Source organism: Rhodococcus sp. Q, from assembly GCF_005503035.1.
GTDB lineage: Bacteria > Actinomycetota > Actinomycetes > Mycobacteriales > Mycobacteriaceae > Rhodococcus_G.
This window is the reverse complement of record NZ_SCOY01000002.1, coordinates 364,831-381,815: the sequence shown is the minus strand read 5'-3', so window position 1 is coordinate 381,815 and position 16,985 is coordinate 364,831. Positions and strand designations below refer to the sequence as shown.

9 protein-coding genes are annotated in these 16,985 nt (G+C 64.5%); 2 read left to right on the top strand and 7 right to left on the bottom strand.

Annotation, left to right across the window (positions count from 1 at the left end; genetic code table 11):
• Positions 1 to 1,743 precede the first annotated feature (1,743 nt).
• Together FFS72_RS04020 and FFS72_RS04015 are read left to right on the top strand one after the other, a co-directional pair.
• Positions 1,744 to 1,923: a hypothetical protein gene (locus tag FFS72_RS04020; RefSeq protein ID WP_137872709.1), complete on the top strand. Its 180-nt coding sequence runs from the start codon at positions 1,744 to 1,746 to the stop codon at positions 1,921 to 1,923.
• A gap of 506 nt (positions 1,924 to 2,429) precedes the next feature.
• Complete coding sequence (locus FFS72_RS04015) at positions 2,430 to 3,857, top strand: RNA-guided endonuclease InsQ/TnpB family protein (RefSeq protein ID WP_171018548.1); 1,428 nt, start codon at positions 2,430 to 2,432, stop codon at positions 3,855 to 3,857.
• Positions 3,858 to 4,276: 419 nt separating this feature from the next.
• On the opposite strand, the gene FFS72_RS27095 is transcribed toward FFS72_RS04015, so the two are convergent.
• From FFS72_RS27095 to FFS72_RS03985, 7 genes are all read right to left on the bottom strand, one after another.
• Positions 4,277 to 4,588, bottom strand: a complete 312-nt coding sequence (locus tag FFS72_RS27095; RefSeq protein ID WP_502704076.1) for a hypothetical protein — start codon at positions 4,586 to 4,588, stop codon at positions 4,277 to 4,279.
• Between the two features lie 8 nt (positions 4,589 to 4,596).
• Positions 4,597 to 4,857 carry a recombinase family protein gene (locus FFS72_RS27090; RefSeq protein ID WP_502704075.1) on the bottom strand — a complete coding sequence of 87 codons (261 nt, stop codon included), beginning with the start codon at positions 4,855 to 4,857 and terminating at the stop codon, positions 4,597 to 4,599.
• Between the two features lie 210 nt (positions 4,858 to 5,067).
• Positions 5,068 to 7,785: a site-specific DNA-methyltransferase gene (locus FFS72_RS04005; RefSeq protein ID WP_137872707.1), complete on the bottom strand. Its 2,718-nt coding sequence runs from the start codon at positions 7,783 to 7,785 to the stop codon at positions 5,068 to 5,070.
• A gap of 17 nt (positions 7,786 to 7,802) precedes the next feature.
• Complete coding sequence (locus FFS72_RS04000) at positions 7,803 to 10,916, bottom strand: BPTD_3080 family restriction endonuclease (protein WP_137872706.1); 3,114 nt, start codon at positions 10,914 to 10,916, stop codon at positions 7,803 to 7,805.
• Between the two features lie 286 nt (positions 10,917 to 11,202).
• Positions 11,203 to 12,309 carry a DUF3644 domain-containing protein gene (locus FFS72_RS03995; RefSeq protein ID WP_137872705.1) on the bottom strand — a complete coding sequence of 369 codons (1,107 nt, stop codon included), beginning with the start codon at positions 12,307 to 12,309 and terminating at the stop codon, positions 11,203 to 11,205.
• A 171-nt stretch (positions 12,310 to 12,480) separates the two neighbouring features.
• Entirely contained in the window at positions 12,481 to 16,419 is a 3,939-nt protein-coding gene (locus FFS72_RS03990; RefSeq protein ID WP_137872704.1) for a DEAD/DEAH box helicase, read from the bottom strand.
• Between the two features lie 128 nt (positions 16,420 to 16,547).
• Positions 16,548 to 16,811: a hypothetical protein gene (locus tag FFS72_RS03985; protein WP_137872703.1), complete on the bottom strand. Its 264-nt coding sequence runs from the start codon at positions 16,809 to 16,811 to the stop codon at positions 16,548 to 16,550.
• Positions 16,812 to 16,985: the final 174 nt, after the last annotated feature.

The window sequence follows — 16,985 nt, the reverse complement described above, 5'->3', positions numbered from 1 at the left end:
TTGCACGCCGACACCGGCGGCGACACCGACACCAACTGTTCGCCGCCGGTTCGTGACGTCACCCGGTATCCGGGAGGCCGCCGCACGCCGCCTGCGGCGGCCTCCCCGTGAGCTCTCAGGCTGCTGCCGCAGTGGCACCGCAGGCGGCCCTTCTCGGCTCACCCCGGAGCGGCCCGCGACCGTCTGATTCAGGCCGGTGGCGGCAGCCGGCTGCGCCGCTGCCCGATCCGCACCGGCACCACCGGACGCCCCCTGCGACCGCTGACGCGGCCGACCCGTGTCGGATCCCCGACGAGACGAGACCTCGGTACCGGCAGGGGCGTGATGCGCCTTCGGCGCGCCTGGCAACGCCGCCGCCGGACCGCTGCGGTGGAACATCGTCGTGGGGCCCTCACGGGTGCCAACTGCTCTACAAGGCGCGCTCACGCGCGGGCACCCGACCCACGACGCTGCTCCGCCTCCGCTCAGGTTGTGGCCGCGGCTGACGCCGCCCTCCTCGAGGAAAACCTGGACCCAACGAGGTGGCCTGCGACTGTCACCCGACATCGACGCTGGGGCAGTCGCAGCGATGCTGCGACACGGCTGCGCCTTGCTCGGCACGACCCGCTGACGCGGCCCGTGTGACCCTGACGCCAACACCGATACAGCGTCACCGCTCGCTGCGCTCCCGGCGCCACTGATATGCCCCAAACCCGCCTCTGGCGTCTTTGCGACATCTGCGTCAGTGACGTGGATCATAGGTCGCAAAACGCACCCGCCCTGGACTGGGGAAACAGGAAAACGGTGCCATCTTTGCGACCCCCTTTTTCGAGGGGTTCTCACGTCTCTGCGACCGGTCGCAAAGATGGAGAATTCGACCTGTTTCCCCAGTACGCCAACTACGCAAGCTCCCCTCGCTGACGCTCGGAGCCGCTTGCTATGGCTCGGATCAAAAAGGGCATAAGGAGTCGTGACGCACTTCGGGTTTCGGTCGCTGCGCTCCCTGCACCCTTCGTTTGCCCGGCAGAGCCGGGACGACCTCCTCGGCTGGCGCCTCGTCGCCCTCGCTGCGCGAGGGTCCTTATCGCCTCCGGGTCCGTTCAGTCCGGTCGCTTCGCGACCTCCCTCACTCCCCCTCCGGCGACCCCTGCGGGGTGCCCTGTCCGCCGCGGCCTTGTGTCCTGCGTGGTGCTCGGCGCTGGCGCGCCTGTGCCCTCTCCGGGCGGTTACTCGCTCGCTCGCAACCGCTGGCGCCGCGGCGTCCTGCCGGCCTGTGTCGCGCCCCGGGCGCGCGAGTCTGCGACGGGTGGGGCGCTGCCCGATGACCCACCTGCTGCCCCACGCTGTGGGGGTGGGCGGCCTGACGGCCGTCAGATGCACGCCGCTCGCCCGCTCGCTGCGTGGTTCGGCCCAGCCGGGCCGCGACGGAAGTTCCGACACTGCTGCGGCAGTGTCGGCGGTAGCCCCAGCGGCGACACCGGTGGTGTGTCCGACGATCCGGAGGCAGCCGGGGACAGCTCGCTCTCGCTGCGCTCGGGCTGAGTCGATGTGCTCGCGAACGGGCACGGTGACGGTGTCCGTGGGTTGATCGGTCGCCTCTGTTGCGAGGCGATGCAGTGCGAGTGAGTTGGTGACGTCACGGCCCCTGGCGGGCGGCCTCATTCGGCCGCCCTGGAGGTGCTCGCCAGCCGCGGTTCGTCCGGGTTGGAGCGGCCTCGCGGCCATGGAATACGGGTCGGTGTGAGGGCGATGGATACTCGCGGGGTGAGCACCCGGAGGGTGCTGTGGGGTGAGCACGCCACCGCGATGAGCCCGGGCATGATCACCCTCGTCGCGGGCCGGCCGTATCAGATCGGCGGTGGTGTGGGCGGCCTCGACCGGATGGGCGTGACGGTGTGGCAGGTCTGTCGTGAGGGCTGCCAGCAGTGCGTCTGTGCCAGGTAGCCGGGCCTGGATCCCCAAGCCGGTACGGGGGCGCTTTCTCCGTGGCCGCGCGACACCTACGCGGTGTTGGCGGGGTGTAGTGGAGGAAACTCGATCTCGTTACTTCGGAGGAAGTTTCGGGGATTCGGTGAATACTATTCGCGTCGAAGTGTTCTCGGCTCTCCGTCGCCGTTGCTTCGATTCTCACCGCCACGCTCATGCGTTGTCGCCGGGATGCCGCCAGCGGCGGCGCGTTCCTTGTTTTCGGTGCGTCGGCGAATCTCCCACTGGCTATTCGTAATCGAGGTGCCTGGATTGTTCCTCGGAAACTCCCACCCCACGGATCGGTCGCGGGGATACGGCTAGAGTGAGGTGCGGATCAGATCGACGAAAACCTTTTCCTGGAATGAAATTCCGCGCTTTCCTCTGTCGCGTATCGGTGTTGGGTGCTACACCAGAAGAGGACTACGAGATCTGAATGAGGATCGAGGGAATCCGTCATGGCCGACATGACATGTTCGCGCGCAGTGCTGCTGCACCTCGATGCAGCGGCGCTCACTGACGACCAAAGACTGTTGCTTGATCGGTCTGCCGGTACCTCTCGCGCGGTGTACAACTGGGGTCTGGCCACTATCAATGCGTGGAATGTGCAGCGGTATGCATGGTTGTGTGAGCGTGCCTACGCGGTCGCCCGTAGCGAGGGCGAGGCGCAGACCCTGCTGGGCGATATGGACTGGCGTAGGGGGTCGCTGCTTCAGGCGCCGGAGGACTTGCGTCGGCGTCCCAACAGGACCTCGCTGGGTCGTCGGTTCACCGAACTCACCCGCGACCCGAACAGCCGGTTCCACTGGTGGCACATCGAGAATCACGGCGTCTCCCGATTCGTCGTGAGTACGGCGCTCCGCGACCTCGATGCCGCGATCGCCCGCTACTGGGACGGTGCCAGGTCTCCAGACCGGCCACCACGCAAGGATGGCCGCCCGATCGGATGGCCACGGTTCAAGAAGAAGCACCGTTCGAAGGATTCGTTCGCGATCTTCAACCTCAGCGTCACCAGTCGCGGCGACGATCCGTGGAAGGCGATCGACCAGGGGCACCGGGTTCGTATCCCCAACCTTGGTTCGCTGCGGGTACACGAGAATACCCGTCGGCTGCGTCGCTGGATCCAGCGTGGTGCTATCCCAAAATCTGCTCGATTCGTCCGGCGCGGCACCGGATGGACGGTCAGTATCGTCCTTGAGATCCCCGCCGAGGTGATTCCGGCGTCGGTGGCCACCCGGCGGCAGCGGGCCGCCGGAGCGGTCGGTGTCGATGTAGGAGTGCATTCGCTGGTCGCACTGTCGACCGATGAACTGGTCGTCGGCCAGCCTTCTGCCGCGTTCAACCGGCGTCTTCGTAGACTGCAACGGCACGCCGCTCGGCAGCGAGGCCCCACTCACGAGCAGGGGCCCTCTGCCGGATGGGTGGAGACCACCCGCAGGATCGTGCGGTTGCAGCACGCCGACACGCTTCGACGTCGGGGACGGCTGCATGAGGTGACGAAACGGATCGCAACCGGATTCGAGACGATCGGAATCGAGGATTTGGCAGTGGCAGGGATGACGGCCGCCCCGCGACCCAAACCCGACCCAGCCCGCCTGGGTAGTTTTCTGCCGAATGGTCGGCGAGCCAAGGCCGGCCTGAACCGGTCGATCCGCCGCGCCACTTTCGGGGAGATCCGTCGACAACTCGAATACAAGACGTCGTGGTACGGCGCACGCCTGGTCATTGTCGACAGGTTCGCGCCGACCTCGAAGACCTGCTCGGGCTGCGGCGCAGTAAAAGCCACGCTGCGTCTGTCCGAGCGGGTGTATCGCTGCGAGCAGTGCGGCCTGGTTCTCGATCGTGACCTCAATGCTGCCCGCAACATCCGTTCACTCGCCCTCCCCGTCGACCGTGGATGCGGCCGACGCTAAACGCTGCGACAGCCCAACACCGAGCTCGTTACGGTCAGCCCGGTGCGTGTCCGGCAGACCTGCCGAAAGGCAGGCCAGCAGAGGCCAGCAATGGACCTCCCGTCACTGACCCCAGTGATGCCAGAAGACTGATCGGGAGTCGGTGCAGTCGAGGGCATCACCAGTTCAGGGGGCATCTCACCCGCGTGTCCGGGGACTTCCTATAGACAAGCTCTGCCCGCCCGCCCGAGGAGGAGGCCGAGGGAGGGACACCCGCGCGGGGACGGTCCTGGGTTGGTCCACTGCGATCTCACCCGAGTGTCCGGGGACGGATCTGAATCCGGCACTCGACAGTGGACCCTAACCGGCGTCGTCCCAAATCAGGTTCGAGATAGCCTCCGTATCCATGGCCACGTCACGGCAGTCGGACCTGGACGCCGTCAAGAGGTCGATCTGGAACGGGTCAGGCCGGTCTTGGACACGATCTCCGCGGCGGTGGCGCCGGCATCTCGGAGCTGGACGGCGTGAGCGATCTGGGATTCGGTCACCACCGACAGGCGACCGGTGCGCCGGCCTTTCGCGGTCGCCCCGGCGCGGGCGTGAGCGGCGCGTTCGAGGGTGTAGGTGCGTTCCATCTGCGCGAACAACGCGAGCAGCACGACCGCAAGCTGCGCCACCGGGTCGTCCGGGTTGCTCGAGTCGATCCGGATCGGGTCGGCGAGGTTGCGGACCCCGACGGCGCGTTCGCGCAGATCGTGGATCAGGTTGAGGGGGTCGCGCGGACGTTACGTCCGAGGCGGCCGAGAGTGTGCACGACTATGACGTCGCCATCACGGGCGTAGTCGAGCAGTGCGGTCAGGCCGGGGCGGTCGGTGGTGGCTCCGGACTTGCGGTCGACGTAGATGCGGTCTTCGGCGATGCCGGCCGAGGTGAGGCCGCTCGAGGTCCTGTTTGGTCGTCGAGACCCGCGCGTATCCCAGCTCCATTCCGCTAAGTGTATCGAAAGTTGTTCTCGTAGCATGATTTCGAAACATAATTTCGGTATCAACTTGTGAGACGTCGCGAGCTGGGACGATCCGAGCCAACTCACCGCCGGCGCGGATGCTCCTACTACCGAGGTTGTGAAACACTCGGCGATCTCGGTACCAGGTCTCGGCTTAGGAGTGGCTGCGGACGAGGGGCCGCCCCCGCGGATTACGAGGCGGCCCCTTCTCATTGATTCGCCGACGGTCTACTGGACGTCGAAGATCTTCATGACCTCGTCGCCGTAGTCGTTGATTACCTTCACTGCGATCCTGCCCGTTCTCGGCTTCGGGAATGCGCGAGAAGTCGTCGAGTACAGCGACTCCCATGCCTCTGCGTCGATGTCTGCCTTGAGTGCGCGTTGCAGCTGCTCATACGGCTTGTTTCCCCCCGTGAAGTAGCAGTGCCGGACGAAAAACGACTCGGAGTTGTAGTCGCTGTCGATCATCCACAGTGCAATTTGCGAGGTGTCGTTGCTCCGTACTTCGCCGGTGTTAGGGTCGTAGACGTCGACACCACGCAGGTCGACCACGACCTCGTCGCCATCAACTCGCACGTCGATGTCCGGCTCGCCGAACACCATGAACATGTTTCCAGCGCCGGTCTTCTTGAGCTCGTCGCCCATGAGCAGATCCGCGTTCATTCGCACGAACAACACCGGCAACCTGCCTAGATTCCGTGACGCAGCTACTTCCGCGAAGTCGTCAGTTTTCTCCAAATCGCCACCACCGTCTGCGGTTTTCACACCGCTGGCGGTCGGATCAAACGCGAACGCGAGCACCGCGAGCACGTCGATATCGCCAGCGGTGATCGCCTCACGGGCCGCGTCCTTCACAAACCGAGGCGACACGGTCCCGTACTGCGGGCCGATCGCCAACCCAACGCGTAGCGGTGGTTCCCCGTCCTCGACGATCTGAGCCGAAACGGCCTGCACGAAGCTGCCAGGGTAGGGCTCGGGAGCCTCGAGCTTCATTCGTTCGGACTTTCGTCCGTTCTGAATCCCGGCGGCTGTGAGATTGGCGAGGATCATCTGCTCGAACGACTCGTCGTTCGCCACCTCGTCGCCGATTGCATACTGCTCACTCAATGTTGCCCGTTGCTCGCCGTCGCCAGCCGAATCCACTCCGTTGAATGAGGCAGAACGATGCGGCGACAACGACTCCACTGTGAACGGGCCAGCCACCCGGACCCGCCGATCGTCGTCGTACGGACGGTCGTAGAGAATCTCGCTCTGTGCGTGCCGAGCGATTGCTGCATCGACCTCTTCTTGTTGCATCCCTTCGGAAATGTCCGGATTGTTCGCGACGTCCGACAGCATGATGTGCGGGACGCGCTTGTACACGAAGCCGTGCCGGATGTCGTTCGTTGTATGCACGCTAGCCGGCGCTCTGCCACTGACTGCGATCTCCTTGGCCCGACCCTGTTCTGAGTCTGCCAACAAGTAGTAGGGGTACTTACTGCCCATCAGGCGTTGCCGCGCCAATGCCAGTGCGACGCGGGAGGTGTCGATGGTGATCCATCGGCGTCCCCATTCCTCCGCCGCGGTCGCAGTGGACCCGGAACCGCATGTAGGGTCGAGCACCAGGTCGCCAGGATCCGTGGTCAGCAGGATGCAACGCTCGATGACCTTTGTAGAGGTCTGCACGACGTAGATCTTGTCGTCTGTGAAGTTGCCAGTAGCGGTGTCGGTCCAGTTGTTGGTGAAGGGCTTCCACCCGAAGTCGTCCGGGTACCGCACGTATCGGAGACTGTTCTTCGCCACATGGATTCGGCCGGCCGCTTTGAGACGGTTCATTCCGTCGGGGTAGCTGGCCTTCCAATGGGATGTAGCGCGCGGCTCGTAGGTTTTGCCGCCGACCTCGAATGGCTGGGGGGACGACGCGGCTCCCTGCGACTGGATGTTGTCTGGGTTGTAGATGCGTGCGCCGTCTGGGAGCAATGTGGGATCGAGTTTCTCATCCTTGGTCATGGAGCGCGAAGATCCGTCCTTGAAGCGGACCCAGTTGTACCCCTGACGATCTTTGGCTTCGTACCACAGCTGACGCGTCTTCACTCGGTCGATGTCCTTTGCGTACCAGAGCAAATAATCTCCGGATCGGCCAACGCCCTTGGCTTGTGTGAATCCGCTGGTAGTGACGAAGGAGATCTGACTTACCAAGTTAGTGGCGCCGAAGATCTCGTCGAGGAGGCAACGCACGAGATGGACGTTATCTTCGCTGATCTGGACGAATACTGACCCTGATTCGTGAAGTAGGTCATGGGCGGCCACGAGCCGATCACGAAGGTAGGGCAGATACGAGTGGATGCCGAGTTCCCAGGTGTCACGAAACGCCTTGATCATCTCGACGTCGCGCGTTACATGCTCAATCTTCCCGTCCTTGACATCCCGATTCTGTTGGGAAGTCTGAAAATTGGACTTGAACTGGATTCCATAAGGAGGGTCGATGAAGCACATCTGAATTTTTCCGCGCAGGTTTTCGCGTTCGGCGAGGGAGCCCATGACCTGCAGCGAATCGCCGAGGATCATGCGGTTGGACCAGTTCGCAGAGTGTCGGTAGAAGTCGACGGCGTCGTACTCATCGAGGCCGTCGAACACGTCGAACATCGTCAATTCAGGCTCGAGTTCGTCAGCCTTCGAGGTGTTGCGGAGATTCTCGATCAGCACCCGCGGGTCGATCTTCTCCTGGATGAAGATCGGCGGTGCGTCGATCTCAAGATCCTGGGAGTCCTGCTCGTCCTTGCCCTTCCACACCAACTGCGGATCCAGTGAGATGTCCCGGGGGTAGCGGAGGGTGCGGGGTGCCTCGATCTCGGCAGTCACGAAATCGTGGGCGTCCGCCGTGGGCAGGTTTGTGCGTTTGTCGCCGTGCTTAATCCGCTCAACCGGGGTCGGGCCCTTCGCTGCGGGAGCCTTGCGTGCATTCATTTCTGTGGGCTCCCTTGTCAGATGGTGAGCTGGTCGGGGGTGGACAGGTCTGCGGGGATCGGCAGATCGTCGTTGAGATGCCGGATCGCCTTGGTCAGAACGTGGCGGACCCCGGTCATCGATCGGATCTCGAGGTATCCCCACGTGCCGAGTCCACCGTGGTTGTTGACTGCTGGGATCCAGGTGTTGCGTGCTGTTTCTGCCTTGGCGAGTGTCTGGCCGGCGGGCTTCTGGCCGCCGGAGACTTCCACGATGAGCACGCGGGTATGAGGGTCGCCGTCTCGACCGGCGACCCTCACGAGGAAGTCCGGGTGATACTCGGCTGGTTTGCCCTTGTGGACGTAGGGGATGGTGAACCCGAGGTGGTCGTTCTTCACGTATGAGGCCACAAACTCCGGCATGTCCTCGAGCGTCTCGGCAACGGTCTTCTCCCACTGGTTGGCGCCGCCGGCCCGCGCCGGGTCGAGCACGACATGGGAGATGGGTGAGCGTTCGGTGTCGATCACAGGTTTGCGGGTCTGGAAGTACACGTTGTCGGTGGATCCGATTGGCCGGAACTCGCGCAGGACCGGGCGAAGCCAGGTGATGCGCTTGTCCTCATCCTGCTCGGTGAGTGCCTGGTAGATGTACTCGGCGGCCTCGACCAGCCGTTCGGTGGTCTGCATGATCTCGCCGATGTGCCGTCCGTCTTCGATAATGACGCACTCGCGCAGCCAGGTTCGGCATAGCTTGGAGATGTCGCCGAACAGCCATGGCCGACGGGAATTGTCGTCGGCCGTGAGCTGTCGGTTGATCAGCGTTTCGGCGAGCTTGTAGGCGACGGTCTGTTCGCGGATGCTGGAGGTGTCGCGGCCTTCGATGACGACCGATTCTCCAACCAGGCCGGAAGTCTCGGTCCATGTGGGGACGTTGGATGCCGACAGCAGGTAGGTGCGAGCGGTGGTGGTGTCGATCGTCGGCGGCAGGTCTGGTTGTTCGATTCGATAGCCCTGCACGTGCGGGAACGCGATTTTCATGTCCTCTCGCTCCGGCTTCGTGTAGACCTCCACCGCGGGTGGGGACGGGGGTGTGTCGACGACGGTGCCGTCGGAGGGGATAAACGCGAACGGAATTCCGTACACGTTGGCGTACTCCGGATCGAACATGCCCTGGTCGTTGAGCGCGTAGGAGCGGCGGCGGAGGCCCCGGCCGACGACCTGCTCACACAGCAGTTGCGATCGGAACGCTCGGATGCCGAGGATGTGGGTGACGTTGTTGGCGTCCCATCCCTCGGTGAGCATCGATACCGACACGACACAGCGAACGTCGGCGCCGAGTTTGCCGCGTTTGCCGACGGTGTTGAGCACCTCCCGCAGCAGATCCTCATTGGTGACCGCGTCCGCATCCGCGCCGGGGTAACGGATGCGGTAGTCGGCCTTGAATGCATCGATCTCCGCGGCCGCGGCCTGCGCGAAGTCACTGCTGAATGACTCGCCGGACTCGATGGTTTTCGAGTCGATCAGCAGCGACAGCGGTCGCGCATGGGGACGATCGCCAGATCCGTTGGCGAACAACGGCAAGTTCCCGGCCCGGTAGTGGTCTCGACCGCCATCCTCGTCTGCGAGGGTGATTGTCCCGGCGATCCACTGGTAGACCAGCTTCGAGACCAGAGTGTTCGAGCACACGACGATGAACACCGGTGGTGGCTCACCGAGGTCTCGGAGTCCTTCTTCCCAGCGTGCGTATTCCTTCTCGTAGTCCGCGTAGAGCGATTCGAGTGCACCCTGCACTACCGGTGGTGGCATCCAGGTATCGGGATTGATCGCCTTGTCGGTGTTTCGCGCCGGCAACTTCGGATCGATGTTGTCCCACAGGTTCAGATACGCCACTGTGTCGCTCGCGGCGTCGTCGTTGACCGGGGTACGCGGCACCTTGACCAGGCCGGATTCGATCGCGTCCATCAGCGAGAAGTCGGAGACCACCCACGGGAAGATGAAGCCCTCGGGCCAGCCGGAGCCGGTGAGGTAGAACGGCGTGGCAGACAGGTCGTAGACCGTTTTGATGCCGATCTTCTTCGAGACGGACTGCAGGCCGCGGAACCACATGCGGGCAGCCTCGGTGGCCTCTTTGACCTCGCTCTTCTCGATCGTGGACAGCTTCTTCACCTCAGCGGCTGCCTCGTCGGTGGCACGGTCGACGTAGCAGTGGTGCGCCTCATCGTTGAACACCACGATCTCGGAGAGCTTGCCCTTGCCTGTGAAGCCGCGCAGGACCCGCGAGACCATCTGGTCCGGCGTTTCCTTGAACGGATCGACTGTCTTGCCAGCGTTGAGGAGCTTGCGGGTGTTGAGTGCGACGTTCTTTATTTCCTTGGTGTCGCGCAACTGCAGTTGGTGGAAGTTGATGATCTTGATTTCTGCCTGACCGAGCGCATGCTGCAGGTCAGGGGGTACGAGGTCGCGCTGGTCGTAGTAGTTGTCGGGAGCGGACGGCTGCAGCACCTGCAGACGGTCGCGGATCGTCACACCAGGGGCCACGATCAGGAACCGCTTAGCGAACCGTCCGTCGCGGGGGGCATGGACCTTGTTGATTGTGTTCCAGGCGATGAGCATGCCCATCACGACAGTCTTGCCGGCGCCGGTAGCCATCTTCAGTGCAATACGGTTCAAGTCGTGGTTGTGCTCCGCGTTGACCTTCGCGAGGCGGGTACGCCAGTCGGTGTTGCCTGCACGGCCCGCTACCTCGGCCAGGTAGATCGCGGTTTCGGCGGCCTCCCGCTGGGCGAACAGCACACGGTTCTCTTTGTCCTGGTCGGACCAGTGTTCGAGGAGCTTGCGGGTGTAGGCGGTGACGGTGGGGTAGCCACGCAACCGCCATAGGCCAACCTCCCGGCGCAGGGAATTGATGAGGTCGTTTGCCTCGCGGCGTTCGTGCGTGACGTCGAGGTCCAGAGACTGCTGCTCGGCGCCTGGCACTGACATCGCCGCGGCGGGGGTGGTGCCCTTCTTCGCCTTGGCGATCGGGACAAAGGATTCAGACGGGCGGCGGCCGTCGATGATCTGGCCGGTCGGTCCGTGCCGGCCAAGCTCGTGGTGCCGGCTCGGGATCTCGTACGGGTTGTTGAGGATCGGTTGGGTGATTGCGTCGCTCATCGCACGCCACGAGGCTGTCGTTCTACACTCTTCGGCACGAAGCGGACTCCTCCTTCATGCGCCGGGTGGCGCAGATGTCTATGACTTGCAGGGACGACGAAATCCCAGCGCAGGAGACGTTACCGGGTCACATCTGACGCCGGTCGGAGCGCTGATATTTATGGCTCCTGGCTCGGTGCTCCGGAGACGGCGGCCAGCGGCGAACGTGTGCGCAGCGCGACCTACACCCTATGGCGTGACCGGTACGCGTGTCGCCGCCTTCAGTGCCGCACATAACCCGCCATTGCTAACCTGTGGCTGCGCAGCCGGGCGCGGTGCAGGTTCGTGGTGTCCTGCTGCGACCTAAGGGTTTGTGCCCCTCCCACACCGCCGTCATATCAATCTCCCTCAAGACGTCTCTCATCTTGGTGAAGGCCGCGTCGGAATAGCGGGAGATGTGCTGCGATCCGAGCACGAAGACGTAGTGGGCGCGCGCATCGTCATCGATGCCCATATGCCGACGCAAGGCAGTGCTGCGCGCGCTGGTCAGCCCGAGCTTCTGGGCCAGCTCGGTTGCCGGCATGTAGTACTTCCGGTTCAGGTCGACTTCACGGATGCCGGCGGCCTCTACTGACTCGTCAGAGACGTAGTGGACCGGGGCGCCTTCCTTCTTGCTGAAGTGCACTGTCACGTTCACCGCGGTGCCCTCGACGCGGGCGGTGACGCCGTTGAGTCGAGGGAAGACTTCAGCGCGAGCCTGTCTCGCCTTGATGCCCCGTTCGACACGGTCAACGTCCTTCGCGGAAACTTGTGCATCCGGTTCGACATGTGCCTCCATGGCCAACAGAGTGCGGATGCGGGCTCGTGCCTCGTGTCGCGCGCGCCGGCCCGGCTTTAGGAGCTCGGCGATCTGTGAGTACTCCTCATCAATCAGGACATCCAGCTCTCGCGGTGGGTCCACTGACAAGGGGAGGACACGAGAGGGTAGATGGTCCGCCAGGTGCTCTCCGAAGACCCGCTGGAGGAGTTCGTCAAACAATGTGATTGTTGCCCGTGCGTATACATAGAGAAGTTGCTCGCTGACCTCGTTGAACCAGTGCTGTTCGTCGTCGCGCATCGCGTCGATGGCCCGCAAGGTTCCAGCCTCAGCCTCTGTGAGTTTGATTGCTGGCTCGGCGGTCGACAGATTGAGGCACTTTTCGAAGCCAAGTGACCGGCCGAGCTTCTTGTCGAAGACCTGGACGCCATTCTGGACGAGCGCTGCCTTGAGCAACATCTCGAAGGAATGCTGGAGGTTCAGGAGAACTTGGGTCACGCGTCCCTCGTCGTTCGGCGAGTTGAACGCGGTCGTTGCGACCGTCAGCGAGGAGAGTGCCTTGCGGCGCAGAACCCGAGTCTCCTGCTTCAACTTCATTGCTGCATGTCCCTTCGTCATCGCTCCCGCACGAGCAAGGGTATGGCTCGCATCATGTTCTGCCTCGTCTGGTTACCTGACATAAGAGGCAGCTATCCGCGGTCAAATGATGTGGGCCGTGAGCCCGTTGGCTGATCGCAGGGTTCGGCGTCTTCCGCCCCAGTGGCCGGATCAGTGGAGGGCTCCCGCCGCTCCGGTGTGGTTGCGGTCGGCGGCCTTCTGCCACCAGCGGCGGGCCGCAGTGGCATCGCCCGCATCGTCGGCGAGTACGCCGAGCGCGTACATCGCATCAGCGTCGCCGAGGTCGGCGGACTCCTCGTACCAGTGACGGGCGGTGGCGGAGTCTTCTGCCTCGGCGGCGACCTCACCGAGGTTGTACATCGCAGTGGGGTCGCCGAGGTCGGCGGCCTTCTCCCACCAGCAGTGCGCCGCAGCGGTATCTCCTGCACTGACGGCGAGTACACCGAGGTTGCACATCGCTTCGGGGTGGCCGAGGTCGGCGGCCTTCTGCCACCAGCGGCGGGCCGCACGGGTATCGCCCGCATCGTCGGCGAGTACGCCGAGTGCATACATCGCATCAGCGTCGCCGAGGTCGGCGGCTTTCTCCCACAAGTGGCGGGAGGTGGCGGTGTCTTGCGTATCGTCGGCGTCCTTCCCAAGCTCGGACACTGCTCCCGGTTCGGTGGTGGCAACGTCGTGGTCACGGTGTTCGCGTTCGTTTTCACCGCAGTCAGCCGCCGCGAACTTCGTCAGCCAGGCGCAGCGGGCGGCTGTCTCGTTCGCCTCTTCTGGCTGCGGTGGATGCACCGATCGGAGGATCGGTGGCAGATCGTCGGGGATGAGTGCTTCGACCCGGACCAGTGCTTCGTCTGACGGTGAGACCAAGTGCCATTCGCTGCCAATGCACACCAGGGCGGCAAGTGCGTCGTTTCTGGATGCGACCCCGACCTCGAGGTTCAGTGCTCCGGCGAGTGCAGCGATGGTCAATTCGAACTCGTCCGGTGAGGCATACCAGGAGGTGAGGACTGCCGCGGCCGGGCGAAGAGCGCCGGCGGCGCGTTCGGCGAGCAGTCGGGGCAGGTTCTCACGCAGTGCAATCACCGCGAGGTCCGGTTCGGCTTCGTGCCCGGACAATGCCGCTGCGACGGGTCGCAGTTGCGGATCCGGTGCCAGCAGCGCCAGCAGTTCCGTGGCACGTTTGCGACGGTCGGTCATCAGCAGCCGGCGCACCTTGCCGAAACGCTGGGTGACCACCGCGACCGGCCGCAGGTCGGGGATCAACGCGGCCGCGTCGGCGACCGGGTCGCTGCGGCCGACGAGGGCATCGGCCGGCAGGTCGGTGACCAGGTTCCGGTAGGCGAAGTCACCGGAGCGGGTATAGAGGAAGACGTCGGCCGCGATCCGATCGGTGTCCGCGCCGCGGGGTACGGGGATCTCCACCCGCCCGCCGGCAGGGCAGGTGGTCGAGATCGCCCGGTGGCTGCCTGCAGTGCTCATGATCGTCAACCGTGCGTCGGTCGTCGACGTCGTGACCGGCAAGGTCAGCCGCTGCGGAGGCGTCAGGTCCAGGTGGGCGCGGCCCCGGGCCAGATCGGTGAACTGGTCGGGGGAGACATCGACGCCGCCGGGTCGGGTGTTGATTCGGTCGGGTCCGGTGAATCCGGCACTGGTGGCGCGCCTCCACAGGTCTTGCATGGCGGTGTTGCGGTTCTGCGGTTCGAGGGTCTTCTCAAGGAACCAGAGCAGTCGGCCGCTACCGCGGTCGGGGTGCGGGGTCAGATGCCACCAGGACAGACGCCGCGCCAGATCACCTGCGACGGCGGGCATCCAGGTGGTGGTGTCGAGGTAGCCGAGGGCGGCGATCCAGGCCAGGTAGCGGGGCAGGTCGTCGATCGCCCGCCGGAACTCGGCCAGCGACACCCCCTTCGGTGGGGTGGCGTGCAGCTTGCGGGGGTCCCGTAACGCCAGATGCGCTGCTGCCATACAGAACTTGGCACCGAAGTCGTCCCGGACACGGCTGATCGCCCGCAGTGACCACGGTGCGAGGATCCACTGCACATGGGAGTCGTAGGCCTTCCGGTTCACCGGCCAGTCCCGCAGCTTCCCGACGTTGCCGGTCGCCGCCGCGATCACGAACTCCTCCGCCTCGGATGCGGACGTCGGCAGCGGTGTGTCGGTGATCGCGGTCAGCATGGCGCCGGCGGACTCGACGTCGACCATCAGACGTGAGGTCAGGGCACCGAGTTCGGTGACGGCCAGTCCGCCGTCGAGTTCGGTGACGAAGCCGCGGCGGACGAGGTGATCGACCGCGTCGTCGACGTCGAGCGGTTCACCGGACTGGGCGTAGGCGAAGGTTTCCTCGAACCACGATGCCGCCGAGCGGCGGTCGGTGATCGAGCCGAGCAGGATTTCGGCGAGGATGACGTCGATGAGCCGGGAGACGACCTGGGATCGGGCGGCGTACCCGTCGGCAAGCCGGCGCCGCCACGACGCCTCCTGGTGGCGGGGGACAAGCAGGAACCCGAACCCTTCGGGTTCCTGCCCGGCGCGGCCGGCGCGGCCGAGCATCTGCTGCGCTTGACTGACCTCCAGCGGCGACATGCCCAGCTCGAGGTCCCGGATCACCACCGCCCGTGCCGGAGTGTTGACCCCTGTCGACAACCCCGACGTCGCCACCAGCGTCGCGATGGAGCGGTCCTTGAACGAGGACAGGGCCCGCCCGGCACGCGGTGCGTCCCGGAAGTGCAGTCCCACTCCACGTTCGAATGTGGCCTCGACGAGCTGGTCGTCGGTGAGTCCACGGAATTCAGTGAGATCGGCGGCTTGTGCCGCGGTGCGGCGGGCGGCGTTCTTGCTGCCGCAGAAGACGAGCACACTCGCCGGCCCAGTCGATCCGTCGCCGTCGGTAGCAGGCGGGGTTGGTGTGTCGCGCAGTTCGGCGAGCAGTGACCGCATCACCCGGTCCTTCGCCCCCTCGAACTGCTCTCGCCGCGACCCCTCGGGGGGTTCATCGTAGGGGACGAGTTGGGTGGTCAGGATCGTCGGCCGCCATGCCGACCGGATCAGCTGCGCGTTGAACCAGGAGGCGAGTTCTTCGGCGTTGGACACTGTCGCCGACAACGCCACGATCCGGGTGCGGCCCTCGACGGCCCGTAGCCGGGCGATCAGCGACTCCAACGTCGCACCACGCTCGGGGTCCCCGACCAGATGGACCTCGTCGATGATGATGCACCCCACCTTGGCGATGAAGTCCCGCAACGACGAACGCCGGTAGAGGGCCTCGAACTTCTCCGTCGTCGCCACCCACAACTGGGCTCGACGCACCGCGTCGCTGGAGATGTTCGTTTCGCCGGTCAACTCGATCGCGTTGATCCCGTGCCCGCGCCACCGCCGGGCGGTCTCCCCGATCTCGGCGGCGAGCGCCCGCGCCGGCAGCAACCACACCGCGGGCTTGCCGTCGCCAACGATCGACCGCAGCGCCGCGACCTCCCCGATCAACGTCTTCCCGGCACTTGTCGGGGCCACAACCATCACATGTCCGGGGGTGGAGAGTACCGCAGGCACCGCTTTCGACTGCAGTGGGTTCAGCCGGGCGTAGCGGGTCAGAAACTTCTGCAGGTTCGTGGGGATGATCTTGTCGGCGCCGGTCCATTGCTCGTCACCGAGGGAAGCAGCGGCACGGTTGTCCACCAGCGTGCGGAAGCCTGCCTCCAGGGGCTCGATATCCTCGGGCCGGGTGAACCGGTTGCCCGAGTTCTCGTTGCGTTCGATCTCGGTGCCGGTGAAGTTCATCGAGTAGGTGATCGCCTCGTCGTCCGCGATCAGTTCCTTCTCGTGGATGTAGCGGACCGCCACTAACTTCACCCGGGCGGCGCGCAGCTCCCGGTGCACGGCATCGTTCGACGCCTCCGGCCGGCTGAGTACCAGCACGTCGACGCCGCGGCGCTTCGCGGCGACCACCGCATCGAGCAGTGCACGAGCAGGGGTGCTGGTGTCCCACCACGGAACCTTGATCCACACCCGGCGCCGTGCCCCGGAGATCAGCTCGAGCAGCTTGCCGTGCAGGGACGGACCGTTTCCGTAGTTCGAGAACCGAACCGGTTCGCTCACCCGATCCCCTCCACACTTGTTCGCACGGACACCTTGTGGGCTCAGCGTACTGAGCGGTCTATCCAGGCAGCCGGGCGTGCAAGTGAACCCGCGCGGGAGCCCGCTGCTGCGCCTTGGCCGGATCGGGGTCAGCGCCTCTTCTTCAACTTCCCGTACTGGTTCACGTAGACGGACAGCTCGGTACCGAAATCTTCGATTGTCGACCCGTTTTCGTCCTCAACCCACCAACGAACCAGGGTCTCTCCATCTCGAATGATTAGTCCTACCCAGTATTCGAGATGGTCTTTCGCGGTGGCGATGCTCTCCGGCAGAGAGTCCTGGGACGTTATGTGAACCTCCTTCGTGTAGAGGTTGCTCTCCGTCTGACAAACGAAAATCACTTGGCTGGCCATCGGCTACCTCTCCGTCCCGACCGTGTCGAGTGCCATTCGGCACGCCCATTCGTCTCGTGTGGCCCAGGTTCGGTCGGAGAGTAGCGATCACCCACGACAATGCCCAGACTGGCACGTGCGAGTCCGTGATGACCCGGTGAGCTGGGTGTGTAGGACCTCGGCGATCTCGTTGGT

Excerpts from the sequence above, each read along its gene's own strand:
- FFS72_RS27090 (WP_502704075.1), bottom strand. The coding sequence starts at position 4,857 with ATGCTACGAGAACAACTTTCGATACACTTAGCGGAATGGAGCTGGGAT.
- FFS72_RS04005 (WP_137872707.1), bottom strand. The coding sequence starts at position 7,785 with ATGAATGCACGCAAGGCTCCCGCAGCGAAGGGCCCGACCCCGGTTGAG.
- FFS72_RS04000 (WP_137872706.1), bottom strand. The coding sequence starts at position 10,916 with ATGAGCGACGCAATCACCCAACCGATCCTCAACAACCCGTACGAGATC.
- FFS72_RS03995 (WP_137872705.1), bottom strand. The coding sequence starts at position 12,309 with ATGAAGTTGAAGCAGGAGACTCGGGTTCTGCGCCGCAAGGCACTCTCC.
- FFS72_RS03985 (WP_137872703.1), bottom strand. The coding sequence starts at position 16,811 with ATGGCCAGCCAAGTGATTTTCGTTTGTCAGACGGAGAGCAACCTCTAC.